The sequence below is a fragment of the Streptomyces sp. NPDC036813 genome, from assembly GCF_055609245.1.
In genome coordinates this window covers 1-18,263 of the sequence record NZ_JBVJPV010000003.1, presented here as the reverse complement: position 1 = coordinate 18,263, position 18,263 = coordinate 1, and the positions used below count along the sequence as shown (strand labels likewise).

The following is an 18,263-nucleotide window of genomic DNA, read 5'->3' as shown; positions in this document are numbered from 1 at the left end:
GAGCCGTCCGGGCAGAACTGGGAGGTGCGTGAACACACGTGCGGCAGTGCGATCGGCGACGGCACAGCGAGGGAGGGTCTGTGGGGTTGCTGTGCAGTGGCCGTGGGAAGAGTGGCAGGAGATCTCGGCTCCTGTCAGGAGCGCGTCAGGAAGTTGGCTGGAAATCGTCCGTTGACCGGATGTTCATGTTCGGTATGCGGACTGTTGGCCCGCCGGCGGCAATCCCGGACGCACGCCCACGGCGCCGGTCGCATGCCCGAACGCGGGCCGACGACCCGGACGCCGGGCGGACGCCCGGGTGCGCGCCGGACGGTCGGGCGGGCGGTCGGGTCGGGCGGTCGGGCGGTCAGGCGGACGGTACGAGACGGGTGGCCTGACGGATGGTCAGACTTCCCACTCGGCGGGCAACCGGCGGTGCCCGGCCAGCGGTGACAGCAGGAGCAGCAGCAGGGGTACGGCCATGACCAGCGCGCCCGCCCACAGCGCCGCACCCGTGGACCAGTGCCCGGCGATCAGCCCGCCGGCCAGCGCCCCCAGCGGTGTCGCCCCCTGGGTGACCACGCTGTAGGCGGCCGTCACCCTGCCCAGGTAGGCGTCCGGTGTCACCCGCGCCCGCAGTCCGGCGGTGGACACCGCCCGGCCCACGACGGCCACGCTGATGAGCACTTCCGCCAGCGCCATCAGGGGCACCGCCGCGCCCCGGAAGTCCCCGGCGAGCGGCGCCGCGACGACGGCGACGGGGGCCAGCGCGCAGAACACGAGCGTCATCCGGATCTCCCCACACCGGCGCCGCAGCCGAGGCGCCAGCAGGGACGTGGCGAACCCCGCCACCGCACCGAGCGTCGACAGCAGGCCGAACAGCCAGGCGGACAGGCTCAGTTCGCCGAGCAGGAACACCGGCAGCATGGCCAGAACGACACCCGCGCCAAGGTTGTTCAGCGCCGCCTGCTGCAGCAGCAGGCGCAGCAGTGGCTGCCGGAAGAGCAGACGCAGGCCGTCGGCGATCTCCCGCCCGAACCGGCGCTCGGCCGCGTCCCGGCCGCGGGCCACGTCGCCCTCCGGCTCCAGCCGCCGCAGGAGCAGCATCGACGCCAGATGGCACAGCGCGGCGAAGGCGTACAGCACTGGGGCGGCCACGCTCTGGGTGAGCACGCCCGCGAGCCCGGGGGAGAGCGCCCGCAGCGCCGTCTCCGACGACTGGAGGCGTGCGTTGCCGTCCGCCACCCTGCGCCGCGGCAGCACCTGCGGCAGCACACTGCTGTGCGCCACGTCGAAGAAGACCCCGGCGAGACTCACCACCAGCGCCACCACCGCCAGCTGGGCCACGGTCAGGACACCGAGGAGATGGGCCGCGGGGATGCTGCCGAAGGCGAGGGCGTAGGCCACGTCCGCCGCGACCAGCACCGGCTTCTTGCGCATCCGGTCGATCCACACGCCGGCGGGCAGGCCCACGGTCAGATACCCGGCGCGGCTGCACACGAAGATCAGGCTCATCGTGAGCGGCGACGCGTGCAGCAGCACGAGCGCGGTGACGGGCAGGGCGAATCCGGCCACCTCCGACGCCGCGAACCGGAAGTTGTTCGCGGACCACAGACGCCGGAAGCCCGGCACCCGCAGGACTTCGGTGTCGTCCCCGCCGGGTAACGGCCCCGTGGGGGCGCCGGGGCGCCGGTCGGTGGCCGTCACGCCAGACTCTCCCGCCATGCCCGGTGCAGGTCCGAGAACCGGCCCGTGCCCGCGATCAGGTCCGCCGGGGTGCCGTCCTCCACGATCCGGCCGTGCTCCATCACGAGCACCCGGTCGGCGATCTCCACCGTCGACAGCCGGTGCGCGATCACCACCGCCGTACGCCCCTGGAGGACCGTCGCCATCGCCCGCTGCACCGCCCGCTCCCCGGGGATGTCCAGCGAACTGGTCGCCTCGTCCAGGATCAGCACGGACGGATCGGCCAGCAACGCCCGCGCGAACGCGACCAGTTGCCGCTGCCCCGCGGAGATACGGCCGCCCCGCTTGCGGACGTCGGTGTCGTAGCCGTCGGGCAGCGCGCTGATGAACTCGTGCGCGCCGATCGCCTTCGCGGCCTGCTCGATCTCCTCCCGGCTCGCCTCCGGGCGGCCGATGGCGATGTTCTCGGCGACCGTGCCGGAGAACAGGAACGCCTCCTGCGTCACCATCACCACCCCGCGCCGCAGTTCCGGCACAGCCAGTTCGCGCAGGTCCACGCCGTCGAGCAGCACCCGCCCCTCGCTCGGGTCGTAGAACCGGGCGAGCAGCTTGGCCAGCGTCGACTTGCCCGCGCCGGTGGAGCCGACGACGGCCACCGTCTGCCCGGCCGGCAGCGTCAGATCGAAGCGGGGCAGCACCTCGCCGCCCGTGCGGTAGGCGAACCGCACGCCGTCGAAGACGACCTCGCGGCCGGGCTGTTCGCTCTTCAGCGGCGGCAGTTCCCTCGGCTGCGACGGCTCGGGCACGGTCGGCGTCTGGGCGAGCAGCCCGGCGATCTTCTCCAGGGACGCGGCCGCCGACTGGTAGGAGTTCAGGAACATCCCGAGCCGGTCGATCGGGTCGTACAGCCGCCGCAGATACAGCACCGCCGCCGCCAGGATCCCCAGCTCCAGCGAGCCGTCGGCCACCCGGTAGGCGCCCCACAGGACGATGGCGGCCACCGCCGTGTTGGCCACCAGACGCGAGCCGACGACATAGCGGGCCATCTCCAGCAGCGCGTCGCCGTTGGTGCGCTCGTGGCGGCGGTTCAGCACCCGGAACTCGGCGTCGTTGGCCGCCTCGCGGCGGAAGGCGCGCACCGGCCGGATGCCGTTCATCGTCTCCACGAACTTCACGATCACCGAGGCGATCGCCGTCGACCGCCGCCGGAACACCTCTCCCGCGCGCCGCTGGTAGAGGCGCACCAGCAGGTACAGCGGTACGAAGGAGGCCACCGCCACCGCGCCGAGGCCGAGATCCAGCCACAGCAGCATGGCCGAGATGTACACGAACGACAGGATGACCGTGACCAGCTCCTGCAGGCCCTCGCTCAGCAGTTCCCGCAGCGACTCCACGTCCGTGGTGGAACGGGAGATGAGCCGGCCCGAGGTGTAGCGCTCGTGGAAGTCGATGCTGAGCGCCTGGGCGTGCCGGAAGATCCGGCCGCGCAGATCGAGCAGCACGTCCTGGTTGACCCGCGCCGAGGCGGCGATGAACACGAACTGCAGAGCCCCGGACACGGCCGCGCACAGCAGATACCCGACGGCGACCGCGATCAGCGGGCCGTGCCGGTCGTCCCGGAACGCCGGTACGGCGCTGTCGATGGCGTACGCCACCAGCAGCGGGCCCGCCTGCACGGCCGCCTGCTGGAGCAGCAGCACCAGCGTGGTGAGCGCGACCCGCGCCTTCATCGGCGCGAGCAGGGAGCGCAGCAGCGCGCCGGTGGCGCCCGGCGGGGAGGGCAGGACGTCCCGGTCGAAGGGGTCGCCGTCGTGACCCGGGCGGGGTGGCTCGTCCTCGCCGGCGGCGGGGACGGACGTCGTGGGGGCCGTCATCTCTCGTCCTCCTCCGGGCGGTCCAGGCCCGACATCAGGTGCGCGTACTCGGCGTTGGTGTGCAGCAGCTCCTGGTGGGTGCCGACGGCGGCGATCCGGCCGCCCGACAGCAGCGCGACGCGGTCGGCGAGCAGCACGGTGGAGGGACGGTGCGCGACGATCAGGGCCGTGGTGTCGGCGAGCACCTGGCGCAGCGCGGCCTCCACCGCGGCCTCCGTGTGCACGTCCAGCGCCGACAGCGGGTCGTCCAGGACGAGGAAGCGGGGCCGGCCGACGACCGCGCGGGCCAGCGCGAGACGCTGGCGCTGGCCGCCGGACAGGCTCAGGCCCTGCTCGCCGACCTGGGTGTCGCGGCCCTGCGGCAGGGCGTCGACGAAGTCGGCCTGGGCGACGGCGAGCGCACGCTCCAGCTCGGGTACACCCGCCTGCTCCCCGGCGCCCATCAGCACGTTCTCGCCGACGCTCGCCGAGAACAGGGTGGGCTCCTCGAAGGCGACGGCCACCTTCGCGCGCAGCACCTCGCGGGGCATGGCTGTGATGTCCTCGCCGTCCAGCGTGATCCTGCCGGAGGTCACCTCGTGCAGCCGCGGGACGAGCGCCGTCAGGGTCGTCTTGCCGCTGCCGGTACCGCCTACCAGGGCCATGGATTCACCAGGGCGGATGTGCAGATCGACCCGGTCGAGGACGGGCGCGGCGTCGGGGGGTGCGTCGGGGTAGCGGAACGTGACCTGGTGCAGACGCAGCCCCTCCTCGTCGTACCGCGGCCGCGCGGGCACGTCCGACGACTCCGCCACCTCGTCCATCACCTCGAAGTACCGTTCCGTCGCCGTCGCCGCCTCCTGGCTCATCGCGAGCAGGAAGCCGATCGACTCCACCGGCCACCGCAGCGCCAGTGCCGTGGACAGGAAGGCCACCAGCGTGCCCGTGGACAGGTCACCGTCGGCGACCTGCACGGCCCCCACCACCAGCGCCGCCCCGATCGCCACCTCCGGCAGCGTCACGATGACCGCCCAGATCACCGCCAGCAGCCGCGCCTTGCGCAGCTCCGTGCCGCGCAGGGTGTGCGACAGCTTGCGGAAGGCGTGCGCCTGGCTGCGGTGCCGGCCGAAGCCCTTGATGATCCGGATGCCGAGCACGCTCTCCTCGACGACCGTCGTCAGATCGCCGACCTGGTCCTGCGCGAGGCGCGCCACATCGGCGTACCGCCTCTCGAAGACCATGCACATCGCGATCATGGGCACCACCGGACCGAGGATCACCAGCCCCAGCGTCCAGTCCTGGGCCAGCATGATCAGCACGCCGACGACGATCGTCACTCCGTTGACCAGCAGGAACGTCAGCGGGAAGGCGAGGAACATGCGCAGCAGCATCAGATCCGTGGTGCCGCGCGACAGCAGCTGCCCGGACGCCCACCGGTCGTGGAAGGCCACCGGCAGGCGCTGCAGATGCCGGTACAGATCGGCCCGCATCTCCGCCTCGACGTGCGACAGCGGCCGGGCCACCAGCCACCGCCGCAGCCCGAACAGCAGCGCCTCCGCGAGGCCGAGCAGCAGCAGGTACAGCGCGCCGAGCCACACCCCGGCCGGGTCCCGGTCGGCGACGGGACCGTCCACCATCCACTTGAGCACGAGCGGGATCACCAGCCCCACCAAGGAGGCGACGATCGCGACGAACGCCGCGACGGACAGCCGCGCCCGCACGGGCCGCACATACGGCCACAGGCGCAGCAACGTCCGAACGGCGGACCGGTCCCGGGTGGTTGCACGTGTCGTGGACATCAGCAGCGAGCCTACGGATTGCCACTGACATCGCCCACCGAGTTTCGGACGGACCGGGCTCCGCCGCTGGACCTACGACCACGGCAGGGCGGCGGCCCGGCACGTGCGGGAGGCAAGGCCGTAGCGCCGTGCCGGAGGGGACGTCGTAGCGCCGTGTCGGAGGCGACGTCGTAGCGCCCTATCAACCGATCGGCTGATGCCGGCTCGAGCGCGAAGGCCGATGCCGCGGACCGGGCCGCGCCGGGACCCTGGTGCCATGACCGACATCCCTGTCATCGAAGTCACCGATCTGCGCAAGTCCTACGGCGGCCGCCCGGTCGTCGACGGCGTCTCGTTCAGCGTCCGCGAGGGCGAGATCTTCGGGATCCTCGGCCCGAACGGCGCCGGCAAGACCACCACCGTCGAGTGCGTCGAGGGCCTGCGCGTCCCCGACGCCGGGCGGGTCCGGGTCACCGGCCTCGACCCGGTCGCCGACCGCGAGCAGGTCGCCCGGGTGCTCGGCGCCCAGCTCCAGCAGAGCGAGCTGCAACCCAAGCTCACCGTGCGCGAGGCCCTGGAGCTGTACGCCGCCTTCTACGACCGCCCGCTCGACTGGCGGCCGCTCGCCGAACGGCTGGGGCTGACGGACAAGCTCACCACCCGCTTCGCCAAGCTGTCCGGCGGGCAGAAGCAGCGGCTGTTCATCGCCCTCGCGCTGATCGGCAACCCCCGGGTCGTCGTCCTCGACGAGCTGACCACGGGCCTGGACCCACGCTCGCGCCGCGACACCTGGCAGCTGATCGAGGACGTCCGCGCGAGCGGGGTCACCGTCCTGCTGGTCACCCACTTCATGGAGGAGGCCCAGCGGCTGTGCGACCGCGTCGCGGTGATCGACCGGGGCCGCGTCGCCGCCCTCGACACCCCCGACGGGCTCATCCGCCGCTCGGCCGGCGCCACCGTCATCAGCTTCACCCCGTCCGCGCCGCTCGACGACAGCGCCCTCGCCGCGCTGCCCGCGCTCGCCCGCGTCGAGCACAAGGACGGCCGCGTCACGCTCTCCGGCACCGACGAGACCGTCAACGCCGTGATCACGCTCCTCGCCCGCCACCACATCACCGCCCACCAGCTGCGCGTCACCGACGCCACGCTCGACGACGCGTTCCTGGACCTGACGGAGGCCGCCCGATGAACGCCCTGAACCCCGCCGTGCTGCGCACCGAGATCCGGCTGTTCCGCCGCGAACCAGCAGCCCTCTTCTGGATCCTGCTCTTCCCGGCCCTGCTGCTGGCGATCCTCGGCTCCATCCCGTCCTTCCGGCACCCCGACGCCTCCCTCGGCGGCCTGCGCACAGTCGACGTGTACGTGCCGGTGACGGTGCTGCTCGGGCTGATCGTCGGCGGGGTGCAGAGCCTGCCGCAGACCGTCACCGGATACCGCGAGCGCGGCATCCTGCGCCGCATGTCCGCCACGCCCGTCCGCCCCTCCGCCCTGCTCGCCGCCCACATGCTGGTGTACGGCGGTGCCGCCCTGCTCTCCGCGCTGCTCGCGCTCGCCGTCGGCCGGATCGCCTTCGACGTGGCCCTGCCCCGGCAGACCGCCGGATACCTGCTCGCCCTGCTGCTCGCGACGGCGGCCGGCCTCGCGCTGGGCGCGGTGGTCACCGCGCTGTCGCGCACGACGAAGATCGCGAGCGCCATCGGTTCGGCGGTGTTCTTCCCGATGATGTTCTGCGCGGGCGTATGGGTGCCGGTGCAGGCCATGCCGGACCTCCTCGCCCGGATCGTCGGCTGGACCCCGTTCGGCGCCGCCGCGCAGGCCCTGAACCAGGCCGCCGCCGGCCACTGGCCCGGCTGGGGCCACCTCGGGGTGCTCGCCGTCTGGACGGTGCTGCTGACGGGCGCGGCCGTGCGCTGGTTCCGCTGGGAGTAGGCGACGGCATGCGCGAAGGAGCGGGAGATCCTGACCGAGGCGGAAGCGGCGGTCGTATGCCGGGACGAGGGAGCGGTCGTATGCAGACTGGGGGCATGGTCGCCAAGGACACGCAGCTCGAACAGCGGTGGGACCAGTTCCACCGCTGGGGCCCGTACGGGATGCTCGGCATCGCCACGCTCATCGCGGTGGCCACCCAGGACATCATGGCCGGGCCGGGCCGGCGGTACGCGGCCGCCGCGCTCGTCGGCGCGGCGCTGGCACTCCACCTGTACTGGGACCTCCGCCCGCACGGCCCCGCCACCGGAACCGGGCGCCGCCGCCGGACCCCCTCCCGCGCGGGCGCGGTCTTCTACGCGGTGCGCTGGGCGATCGCCTTCGCGCTCACCTGGCTCAACCCCTTCTTCGCCCTGTACGCCGTGACCGGCTACTTCGACGCCGACGAGCTGATCCCCGGACGCGGCCGGCACCGCATCGGCCTGTTCGCCACGTCCGTCACCCTGGCCGGCTCGCAGTCCGGCGGGCTGCCCCTGAAGAACGCCTCGCAGTGGGGCGTGTTCTTCGGGATGCTGGTGGTCAACAACGTGCTGTGGATGGTCGTCGGCCACCTCACCCACCAGGAGGAGGAACGCTCCCGGGCCCGCGCCGACACCATCGTCGAACTGGAACGCACCAACACCGCGCTCCAGCAGGCCCTCGACGAGAACGCCGCGCTGCACGCCCAGCTGCTCGTCCAGGCCCGCGAGGCGGGCGTCGCCGACGAGCGCCGGCGGCTGGCCGCCGAGATCCACGACACCCTCGCGCAGGGGCTGACCGGCATCATCGCCCAGCTCCAGGTCGTCGTGAACACCCCCGACCCGGACCTCGCCCGCGACCACACCGTGCGCGCGATGGACCTGGCCCGGCACAGCCTCGGCGAGGCCCGCCGCTCCGTGCACAACCTCGCCCCCGCCGCCCTCGACCGCGACGAACTGCCCGAGGCGCTGAAGAAGACCGTCGCCGCCTGGGGCGAACGCACCGGCGTCCGCGCCGACTTCACCGTCACCGGCACCGCCGAGCAACTGCACGCCGAGGTCTCCGCCACGCTGCTGCGCATCGCCGAGGAGGCCCTCGCCAACACCGCCCGGCACGCGGACGCGACCCGCGCCGGGGTCACCCTGTCCTTCATGGGCGACGAGGTCGTCCTCGACATCCGCGACGACGGCCGCGGCTTCGACCCGCTCACCCTGCCCGAGCGCAGCAGCGCCGGCGGCTTCGGCCTCGGCGGCATGCGCGCGCGTGCCGAACGCATCGCCGGCTCCTTCACGGTGGAGTCCGAACCGGGGTACGGCACGGCCCTGTCGGCTCGCGTACCGTTGGTGCGCCATGACCGATGAGACGACGCCCATCTCCCTGCTGATCGTCGACGACCATCCCGTCGTACGGGACGGACTGCGCGGCATGTTCGCCTCCGCCCCCGGTTTCACCGTCCTCGGCGAGGCCGCGAACGGGGTGCAGGCCGTCGAGCGGGCCGCCGCCCTCGACCCGGACGTGGTCCTGATGGACCTGAGGATGCCGGGCGGCGGCGGGGTGGACGCCATCCGGGAGCTGACCCGGCGCGGTGCCCGCGCCCGCGTGCTCGTCCTGACGACGTACGACACCGACTCCGACACACTGCCCGCGATCGAGGCCGGCGCGACCGGCTATCTGCTCAAGGACGCGCCCCGCGAGGAGCTGTTCACCGCGGTCCGGGCCGCCGCCGAGGGCCGCACGGTGCTCTCCCCGGCGGTGGCCTCCCGCCTGGTCTCGGCGGTCCGCGCGCCCAAGTCCCCGGGCAACGAGCCGCTGTCCGCCCGCGAGCGGGAGGTGCTGGCGCTGGTCGCCAAGGGCACCTCCAACAAGGAGATCGCCCGCGAACTGTTCATCAGCGAGGCCACGGTGAAGACCCACCTCACCCACCTGTACGCCAAACTCGGCGTCAACGACCGCGCGGCAGCGGTGGCGGTGGGGTACGACCGGGGGATCCTGGGTTAACCGGGATACGGCAGCAGGGTCGCGTCCACCTTCTCCCAGGCCGCCTTCAGCTCGGCGAGCAGCTCCGGCCGGTCGGGGGACAGGTCGGCCTGTTCGCGGGCGTCGGCCGCGAGGTCGAAGAGGTGGTCCTTGCCGTCGGCGTCCCGGTAGTACTTGAAGTCGCCCCTTCTGAGGGCCCGGTTGCCCCGCACCCGCCAGAACAGGTCGCGCTCCGGCGCCCGTTCGCCGCGCAGCAGGTAACCGGCCAGGCTGTGACCGTCCAGCGGGTACGCCGGGTCGGGGCGGGCGCCGGCCGCTTCCAGCAGGGTCGCCGTCCAGTCCGGGGTGTACACGGGGACATGGCTGACCTGCCGGCCGTCGATGCGGGCCGGCCAGCGCAGGATCGTCGGCACCCGGATGCCGCCCTCCAGCAGTGAGGCCTTCTCACCGCTGAGCGGCCACTGGTAGGAGAAGCGCTCCCCGCCGTTGTCGGAGGAGAACACCACGATCGTGTTCTCCTCCTGGCCGGAGCGGCGCAGCGCGGCCAGCACCTCGCCGACGGCCCGGTCCAGGCTCTGCACCATTTCCGTGTACTTCTCCACCGAGCCGCCGTCGTTGTGCAGCAGCGCGCCCAGCACGTTGCCCGCGCGGACCTTCGCGGCGATCCCGGCGGCGGTCTCCTCGTCGTCTTCGGTGAGCCACGGCCAGTGCGGGGTGGTGAAGTTGAGGTTCAGCAGCCACGGCTGTTCGTGCCGCCGGCCGACGTACTCCACGGCCCGCTCGGTCAGTACGGTCGTGTAGTACCGCAGGTCCTTGTACTCGGCGTCGCCCTCGTACAGGTCGTAGTCGCCGAGCTGGCCCAGCTTGGAGAAGTACTCGAGGGCGCCGCCGAAATTGCCGAAGAACTCGTCCCAGCCGGACCTGGTGGGGCTGAAGTCGGGCAGCCAGCCGCAGTGCCACTTGCCGATCAGGGCGGTGGCGTACCCCGCCTTCTTCAGCAGCGAGGCGAGCGTCGGGTGGTGCGGGTCCAGGCCCTGGGAGCGGTTGGCGATGGGCTCGGCCAGGCCGCCCTTGGCACGGCCCGGGAAGCGGCCGGTGTAGAGGCTGAACCGGGTCGGGGAGCAGGTCGCCGAGCCGGAGTAGGCGTCGGTGAAGCGCACGCCCTGCGCGGCGAGCCGGTCCAGGTTCGGGGTTTTGATGTGCGGGGCGCCGTAGACGGACAGGTCGGCCCAGCCGAGGTCGTCGGCGAAGACGAAGAGGATGTTGGGGCGCTTGCCGGGGCGGCCGTGCGCGCGCTCACGGGCACGGAAGGGGCGCTCGGCGGGAACGGCGGCTTCGGCGGCGGCCGTACCGGCGACGGCCGTCGCGGCGCCGCCGCCGATCAGGCCGGTGAAGGCACGGCGGGATATTGCAGACATTTCGGATCCTCGGAGGCGGCCGTGCCCCAGGACGGGCACGGCGAGGGAGGGAAGGAAGGCAGGGGGAGGGCGGAGGCCGCGCCTCAGCTACAGATCGCGCTGGCCTGACGGCACAGGTCGACGTGCCGCCGCGCCACGAGCGCGACGCACACGGCTGTGCGGACAGCGGAGAGCCTCATGATCAGGGACGGTGCCAGGCGGGGGGACGGGCGTCAATACGCCGTCGCCGACCACAGGGGTGTTGTCATACGGCGTTCACGTGCGACGGCGTGCGGCTGCCTCGCTGAGCTCCGCCACCTGCGCTGCGCTGAGGCGTCGGACGTCCCAGAGCAGTCCCGACACCTCGACCGTCTCAGGAGTCGGCTCGGGGACGATGGAGTGCGCGGGCAGACCACTGAGTGCGCTCAGTATCGGTGGTGCCAGGCCCAGCACCGAGCCGAGTCCCCCCAGCAGGGCGCCGTCGATCTCTCTGTCACCGCGTCCCACCGCCCCGATGGATGCAGCCGACAGATAGACACCGCTCATGAGGTACAGAACCTTGGCCGATGCGGTCCAGTGGAGGTTGCGCACGGCGAGCATGCTCACGAGTAGGCCCCCGAGGCCGGACGGGTACTGCTCGTAGGACCGGGACGGCCGCGGCGCAATGGTGATCGGCGTCCGGGGCAGATCAAGCGCGCGTTGCCGCAGCCGGCGCACCTCTTCCGTCGGGAGGCACAGCGCTTCCCGCACGAGAGTGGGCAGTTCACGACCGACGCGCTCGTCCAGCAGGAACTCCTGTGGCGGCAAAGCGAGCCCGGCCATGAGGAAGAGATCCGGCAGGCGCAGACCGAGGGCGTCAGCGCATCGGGACAGAAAGGTCTCACCGAGTGCCTCTCCACGGTCCCGCAGTGTCCGCGCCGTTTCCAGGAGCCTCGGGTCCACGGATGTGGCTGTCTCACTCTCCAGCAGGCGTATGAGGGGTACGTCGGGGCTCGGGGGAGTCGGTTGGACCATGTCGCGACTCCTCCGCAGGTAATTCGTTCCCGGATACGGAAAAGACTACCGGGGGCAGCCTCGAAGAGGCTGCCCCCGGTAGTCACGTCACCGGCTCAGTGGCCCGGCGGCCCCGAGTAGTAATCCCAAGCGGAGTCGTCGAAGCTCCAACCGTGTCGGCGGAACGCGTCACGTGTGATGTCCAGGAGCGGTCTGTACCCGGGTTCGTCCGCCGGCCGGTAGTGGCCGGAGAAGTTGTCGATCCGGGAGATCGCACCATCGGCGTCCACGTCGAACGTTCCTGCCATGATGACGGGCTGTCGATCACCCAGGGCAGTGTGTCCGGCGTCGGCGTTGAGATCCCACATCGAGTAGTTCTCCATCGCGCGGACCGATCCATCCGGTCGGACGATGAAGTGGTACTCGCCCTCGGCGAGGGACGCGCCATGGCCGATGCCGGCGTCCGCCGGAAGGGTGCCCTGGTCGCTGTGGTCGACACCCTCTCGGAACGGCTCCCACTGCTTCGCCTCGCAGTTGTGGACGAGAACGGGAGTGGCGGCCGCCACGACGTAGTACGTGTGGACGTCGGACACCGTCAGGTTGTGGACGGTGGCTTCCTGGGCCGTCCAGCGGTCGATCGCGGTGATCTGGACGTAGGTGCCCGCGCTGGTCTGGAGCCATTCGCCTGCGTGCAGATCGGTGGCCTTGATCCAGGAGTGGAGCTCGGGGACCCAGAAGGGGTGGCCGTCGGTCGCGGTGACCTGGGCCGTCCTGCTGCCCTTCTTGCCGTCGGTGTCGATCGTGACCTTGACGAGGTGCTTCAGGCCGTGGCCCGTGATCTCGGCCGTGACGGCCTCGATGCGGCGCTCACCGGTCTTCGGGTTGGTCGTGACGACCTTGTCGCCGGTCTTGACCTGCTCGATCGGCTTGGTGGTGCCGTCGGCCATGAGGACCTTGGTGCCCGGGACGAAGCTGTTGCACGTCCCGCCGCTCTCGCCGCCCTCGGCCTTGCCCGAGCCGCCGCTGCCGCTTGATCCGCCGTTGCTCTTGGAGGAGCCGCCGGACTTGCCGCCGGGCTTGGAGCTCCCGCCGCTGCCGCCGCCGCCCTTGCCGCCGCCACCGCCACCGCGGGTGTGGGACGACACCTTCGGGGCCGCCTTGGCCTGGGCCTGCTTCTGGACGCGGTTGCCGGTCTTCTTGGCTGCGTCCGCCGCCTTGTCCGCGGCTCTCTTGGCTGCTTCTGCGGCTCTCTTCTTCGCTCGTTGCGCCGCCAATTTCTTGGCGCGTTCGATCGCGAGTTTCTTCGCCCTCAGCGCTGCCCGTTCGGCTGCCTTGGCCGCCTTGAGGACGATCTCGGCCGCCTTCTTGGCCGCCTTGAAGGACTCGACGGCCTTGATGGTGCGCTTGACGGCCTTGATGACGGACGGGATCTTGCCGAGCTTGGTCCACGGGATGGCGTCGACCGCGATGCTGATGCAGGACCACATGTCGCCGCCGAAGCACGCCATGGCGTCGTTGATGCCGATGAAGTCCTTCAGCGTCTCCCACGCCACGGCCAGGATGACCGAGGTGAGGGACTTGCCCTGCATCGCCTGCGCCTGCGCGACCTGCGCCGCGGACAGACCCGCGCCCGCGAGGGCCGCGGCCCGCTCGGAAGCGGTCAGGACGATGGACTCGCCCGACGGGTCGGAGAACGTCACCGGGTTGTTGTGCGCGTAGGCGTACCCGTTGGACTGCAGGACGTCGTTGAAGTCGAGCACCGGGTCGGCGGACAGGAAGCGTCCCACCACCGGGTCGTACAGACGCGCTCCGAGAGGCACGAAGCCGGAGCTGTCGTCCAGCGGCGACCCCAGGAAGCCGGTATGAGTCTGCATGTTGACGCCGGCCGTGTCGGTACCGCGCTGGTTGCCGAACGGGTCCTGCTTGCGGATCCGCACCGACATGCCGCCGTCGAGGGCGACCTCGGCGTACGGGCTGCCCTGATGGTCACCGCTGATGGCGACCAGCTTGTCGGCGCCGGTGCCGTAGGCGTAGCGCATGACCGCACCGCCGGGGGCGTCGTAGGTGCGCTGGGTGTTGACCAGCACGCCGCCCTTCTGGACGGTGACCTCGGCCTCACCAAGGCTCAGCGTGGCCTGCTTGCCCTTGACGGTCAGCAGGCGCTGGCCGTCGGGGCCGTAGATGTAGCGGGTGTCGTTCTGTGGCAACCACTGCTGCTCGGCCTTGGTGCTGTCGCAGGCGGCGAGCACGATCGGGGTCGAGTTCGCCGAGTTGGCGCCCTGGACCGCGAGGCAGAGCCCGGAGGCCACGTGGGTCAGCTGGCCCGACGCGTTGCGCTTGAGCTCCTGGCCGGCCGAGCCGTCGCACTTCTGGATCTGGACAGCCGCCCCGGCGGTGTTGCCGGCGGGCTGGACACACCACTTGTCGTAAACGTTCAGCGTGCCCTGGTCGGGGTTGGTGCCGCCCGGGGTCTGGCTGAAGCGCCAGTTCTGCGCCGGGGAGGCGTTGCAGCCGTAGAGCTGAAGCGCCGTACCCGCAACTGCGAGGCCGGACCTCAGGTCGAGGCACTTGTCGGCGAGACCCACATAGGGGGTCTCGCCGCCCGTGCCCGCACCGGTGATCCGGTCGACCTGACCGTCGTAGGTCCAGCTCAGCGACTGCTTGTCACCGTTCTGGATCGAGGTGATGGTCTTGGTCTCGCCGGTGAGCTCGTACAGTCGCTCCGCCTCGGCCTTGACCTGCGCACCCTGCGGGGTCGTGTAGGTCTTGGACACCTTGGTCAGCGTGTGCGGCTGGCTGCCGTCGGCCTTGCCATAGGCGTAGGTGGTCGTGGCGTCCTTGGCGGTGTTACCGCCGAGGTCCTTCTCGGTCAGCTTGGTGCGGTTGCCGAGCAGGTCGTACTCGTACTCCTGCCAGTAGCCGGAGTTGTCCTTGCCGGCCGCCACGTTCAGCGTACCGTCGGTGTTCTTGGGAGCCGTGCAGGTGGACTGGTCCTTGGAGGTCCAGGCCGTCTTCAGCTCGCCCAGGGGGTTGTAGGCGAAGCACTGGCGCTCGTCGATGCCGGTCGCCCCCTCCTGGATGGAGGTGACGTTGCCGGACGGGTCGTAGGTGTACGACCGCTTGGAGACGAGGTTGCCCGAGACGAGGGACTGGTCGTCGCTCTTCTCCCGGTAGACCTGCTGGTCCTTGAGCTCACCGCTGGACTCGTCGAAGGTGTTCTGCGTCCAGACCCGGTAGGGCTGGGCGCCGAGCGTGGAGCGCAGCACCTGGCCGTAGGGGTCGTAGACCGTCTCCGAGCCGTACCAGTCCTTGCCGGAGATGGAGAGCGGCTTGCCGTCCTCGTTGTACCGGACGACGAGCTTCTCGGAGCCGAGCTTGCCGATCTTCGGCAGCGTGGACTCCTCCAGCATGCCGTTGTCGGCGTACTTGTAGTCGTACGTGTACGACGAGTCCAGACCCCAGGTGGAGGCCAGAGTGGTCGGCAGCGTCAGCGTGGTCGAGGTCGGCTGGTAGTCCTTCGTGTAGCCGTTGACCTGCTGGGTGTAGGCCTCACCGTCGGTGTAGCGGGTGGCGGTGTAGGGCATGCCCTTGCCACCAGGCGCCAAGTCATACGTGAGGTTGGCCAGAAGGGCGCCGTTGGCGTCGTTCAGGCGCTGCTCGGTCGGGCGCGACAGCTGGTCGTAGCCGTGCCAGATCGTGGTGTTGCGGGCGTTCGTCGTGGTGAGAACGCGGTCGTGGGTGTCGTAGGTGTTGTGTGTGGTACCTGTGTCCGGGTCGGTAGCGGTGTCCGTGCGGCCGCGGTGGTCGTACGTCCACGTCCACGGGTGCGCGGCATCAGCGGAGTTGGTCGCCTTTGCGAGCTGGCCGCGCGCGTTGTACTCGTACTTCATCGACGTGAAGCCGCCGGGCGCGTCCGGGTTGAAGGTGTCGACCCGGGAGCTGCGGCCGAGCGCGTCGGTGTAGATGCGGTAGTCGGAGGTGCCCTGCGGGTTGTCGACCTTGGACCAGTCGAGGCCGTACTCATACTTGGTGGCCCGCTCCGGGACCTCCTTGGAGACGGTCTCCTTGGTCAGCGGATCGGCGACCTTGAGGACCGGGGTCTCCTGGAGGACGCGGCCGGAGCCGTCGTAGGTGTAGCGGGTGATGTTGGGGACCTGCGTGTCCGCTTCCGGGGAGAACAGCTCGCCGGGCTTGGACTCGTAGGTCAGGTAGGCGTTGTTGGTCTGCCAGACCTCACCGGAGCTGTTGTACAGCGTGTCGGTGATCAGCCAGCCGCCGCCGTCCGCCTGCTCCTGCGTCTGCCGCTCGCGGCCGAGACCGTCATAGATCGTGACAGATGTGTCGATCTTGTCGTTGTAGCCGCGCGAGTACGTGGTGACGTAGGACGGCTTGCGGTCCTCGCCCTCCACGTACGGCGGAACCGTGTACACGGCGCGGAAGTCCGGCACCACGGTGTCAGATGGGGCGCGGTCAGCAGCCCAAGCCTTCTCGACCCGCCCCAGCGGATCGAACTCGGCCTGCGTGACGTGGTTGTTCGCATCCGTGGTCTTGGTCGTGGTGCCGCGACCGGGCTCGAGCTCCCGGGTCTCGGAGTGACCGACCGCGTTGGTCTCCGTGATCTTGAAGACCTGGCCGGTGGCCGGCTCGTAGGTGATCAGGCCCGCGGTCTTGTGGTCCTGGTCCGTGGTGCGGGTGACGCGGCCGATGGCGTCGAACTCGGTGGTGCCGTCGGACTGCCAGCCGTTGCCGTCGCCGTTGATCGACCAGGTTTCGGACGCCTCACCCTTGGTGGTATCGGCGAGCGCGACTCCGTAACCCTGACCGTCGTACGCCGTCCGCGTACCGCCGCTGAGGGTCGACAGGTCGGCGAAGTTGGCCGCGGCGCAGGTCGTCGGCGACTCGAGAACCTGCTTGGACAGGCCGATGAGGTTCTTCGCCGTGTTGTGGACGTACTCCGACTTGGTGCAGGACTCGTCGCCGGTCTTGCCCGTGTCACCCAGCGATTCCACCAGCACCGGCAGGCCGTAGGTCGGCTCGTAGGTGGTGTGGGTCTTGACCACGCGTTCGGTGCGGGTGTCGTCGCTGTTGGTGCCGGACGACTTCGTGTAGGCGATCTCGTCCGGTTCGGTGACGCGCCAGGCGCGCAGCGGGTCGAGGCCGTCGTCGCGGTCGCGGTGGGCCAGCTCGGTGGCCTCGGGGACGGTGACCGAGCGGGACACCCATGCGGTGTCGGCGTCGTCGGCGTTGTTGTAGTCGAGTTCTTCGGCGATACGGCCGGCGAACGCTTCGCGGTCCTTGGCGATCTCGGTGCCGGTGATGTCCTTCACCGGCACGGTGTCACCCATGCCGCGGAAGAAGCGGGTCACGGCCTTGGAGCGCTTGGAGCCGATCGACGCGTCATCGGTACCGGTGATCACGGTGGTCTGCTCGACGCCCGCGAACTGCGAATAGGTCCGGGTGGACTTCTTGGTGAACTCCTGGTCGGCGAGCTTCCAGCCCGGGTTCTTGTAGACGTACGCCGTCTTCGTCGCGAACGCGCCGTCGACGTTGGGGAGTTCCTCGATGGAGTCCACCACGTACTTGTGGAACCAGTCGATGTCCTCGACCTCGGGGTCCGGCGCCCAGAACGACGGGTAGCACAGGCGGGTGTTCGCCTTCAGGCCCGCGGTGTCCTTCTTGTCCGGGAGGTTGGTGCCGGTCGCGCAGTCACCCTCGGGCTTTTTGTAGGTGACGACGGTCTCGCCGCCGTACTCGTTGATGACACGCGCGATCCGCAGCCGGGAGAAACCCGGGCGCGGGTCGCCCGGGCGCATCACCCGGTTGGGCATGTCCTCGGCGTTGGACTCGAAACGCACCGCGTTCATGGTGACGCTGCGGTCGGTGCTGCCGTTGCGGGCGTAGCCGGTGCGCTGCACCGACTCCAGCCACAGCGCGGTGTTCGGGCCGGTCTTCAGAACGGGGAAGCTCTGCTTGAGCGCGTAGCGGTCCACGACCTGGCGGGCGGTGGTGTCCGTGCGGCGCTGCGCGGAGGTCTGGATCTGGGTCAGCCGCTTACGGCTCCAGAACGAGGGGCCCGCGTTCCAGCACTTCGTCTTGTAGGTGGAGGTGACCTGCTTGCAGTTCAGGTCGGCCGGGGTGTCGTACCAGATGCGGTACTTGCCCGGGTCCTTGTCCTCGAAGTTGGCGTCCGAACACGTCAGCGTGCCCTCGTCCAGGCAGCGCTCGGCGACGGTGAAGTTCACCCGGGCCGGAGCGGTCGCGGAGAACAGGGTGTCCTTGCGCTGGCCGTAGTCGATGTGGTCCAGCCAGCCGTCACGGTCGTAGACGACCGGCGCCTTGAAGTCGAAGTTGCGCGCGTAGTAGTTCTGCGCCTTCTTCCACCACAGGGACATCGCGTTGCCGTGGATGTCCTCGACGTAGTCCAGGCTCCACCGCCAGCCCTGGGTGCACCACGAGTGGGCCCAGTCACCGGCCTTGTAGCAGTCCTCACCCTCGTGGTTGCCGTACACGGGAACGGTGAGGACGGAGTCGGTGGTCGGCTGGCCCGACGCCCAGCCGGGAAGCTTGTTCAGGCCGAAGTAGTAACGCGTGCCGTCCTTCGTGGTGACGACCCAGTACTCGCCCTTGTAGGCACCGTTGCCGTTGTCCGCGTCGGT

11 protein-coding genes are annotated in these 18,263 nt (G+C 70.6%); 4 read left to right on the top strand and 7 right to left on the bottom strand.

Features of this window, described 5'->3' with window-relative positions:
• Nucleotides 1-384: 384 nt before the first annotated feature.
• Genes ACZ67Q_RS07675 through ACZ67Q_RS07665 form a run of 3 tightly spaced genes read right to left on the bottom strand, consistent with a single transcriptional unit; the run spans nucleotide 385 to nucleotide 5,317 of the window.
• The gene (locus ACZ67Q_RS07675; protein ID WP_471177823.1) at nucleotides 385-1,686 is read right to left on the bottom strand and encodes an MFS transporter; all 1,302 of its coding nucleotides are present in this window, start codon (nucleotides 1,684-1,686) and stop codon (nucleotides 385-387) included.
• On the bottom strand, nucleotides 1,683-3,539 hold the full coding sequence (locus ACZ67Q_RS07670; protein WP_471177821.1) for an ABC transporter ATP-binding protein: 1,857 nt from the start codon (nucleotides 3,537-3,539) through the stop codon (nucleotides 1,683-1,685). Before ACZ67Q_RS07670 ends, ACZ67Q_RS07675 begins: the two co-directional genes overlap by 4 nt.
• A complete protein-coding gene (locus ACZ67Q_RS07665; protein ID WP_471177819.1) occupies nucleotides 3,536-5,317 on the bottom strand; it encodes an ABC transporter ATP-binding protein in 1,782 nt (593 codons plus the stop codon). Before ACZ67Q_RS07665 ends, ACZ67Q_RS07670 begins: the two co-directional genes overlap by 4 nt.
• Before the next feature lie 265 nt (nucleotides 5,318-5,582).
• On the opposite strand from ACZ67Q_RS07665, the gene ACZ67Q_RS07660 reads away from it, so the two are divergent.
• From ACZ67Q_RS07660 to ACZ67Q_RS07645, 4 genes are all read left to right on the top strand, one after another.
• Nucleotides 5,583-6,485: an ABC transporter ATP-binding protein gene (locus ACZ67Q_RS07660; RefSeq protein ID WP_471178901.1), complete on the top strand. Its 903-nt coding sequence runs from the start codon at nucleotides 5,583-5,585 to the stop codon at nucleotides 6,483-6,485.
• Nucleotides 6,486-6,490: 5 nt separating this feature from the next.
• On the top strand, nucleotides 6,491-7,225 hold the full coding sequence (locus ACZ67Q_RS07655) for an ABC transporter permease (RefSeq protein ID WP_471178898.1): 735 nt from the start codon (nucleotides 6,491-6,493) through the stop codon (nucleotides 7,223-7,225).
• A gap of 95 nt (nucleotides 7,226-7,320) precedes the next feature.
• On the top strand, nucleotides 7,321-8,601 hold the full coding sequence (locus ACZ67Q_RS07650; RefSeq protein WP_471178895.1) for a sensor histidine kinase: 1,281 nt from the start codon (nucleotides 7,321-7,323) through the stop codon (nucleotides 8,599-8,601).
• The gene (locus tag ACZ67Q_RS07645; protein WP_471177815.1) at nucleotides 8,591-9,238 is read left to right on the top strand and encodes a response regulator; all 648 of its coding nucleotides are present in this window, start codon (nucleotides 8,591-8,593) and stop codon (nucleotides 9,236-9,238) included. The genes ACZ67Q_RS07650 and ACZ67Q_RS07645 overlap by 11 nt, the downstream gene beginning before the upstream one ends.
• Here the strand turns inward: ACZ67Q_RS07645 and ACZ67Q_RS07640 are convergent.
• The 4 genes from ACZ67Q_RS07640 to ACZ67Q_RS07625 all read right to left on the bottom strand — a co-directional run.
• The gene (locus tag ACZ67Q_RS07640; protein WP_471177812.1) at nucleotides 9,235-10,635 is read right to left on the bottom strand and encodes a sulfatase family protein; all 1,401 of its coding nucleotides are present in this window, start codon (nucleotides 10,633-10,635) and stop codon (nucleotides 9,235-9,237) included. The two genes, ACZ67Q_RS07645 and ACZ67Q_RS07640, sit on opposite strands and share 4 nt — an antisense overlap.
• A gap of 83 nt (nucleotides 10,636-10,718) precedes the next feature.
• On the bottom strand, nucleotides 10,719-10,814 hold the full coding sequence (locus ACZ67Q_RS07635; RefSeq protein ID WP_469930871.1) for a putative leader peptide: 96 nt from the start codon (nucleotides 10,812-10,814) through the stop codon (nucleotides 10,719-10,721).
• A 76-nt stretch (nucleotides 10,815-10,890) separates the two neighbouring features.
• Nucleotides 10,891-11,628 carry a hypothetical protein gene (locus tag ACZ67Q_RS07630; protein WP_471177809.1) on the bottom strand — a complete coding sequence of 246 codons (738 nt, stop codon included), beginning with the start codon at nucleotides 11,626-11,628 and terminating at the stop codon, nucleotides 10,891-10,893.
• A gap of 95 nt (nucleotides 11,629-11,723) precedes the next feature.
• A partial coding sequence (locus tag ACZ67Q_RS07625; RefSeq protein ID WP_471177806.1) for a ricin-type beta-trefoil lectin domain protein occupies nucleotides 11,724-18,263 on the bottom strand: 6,540 nt, incomplete at its 5' end.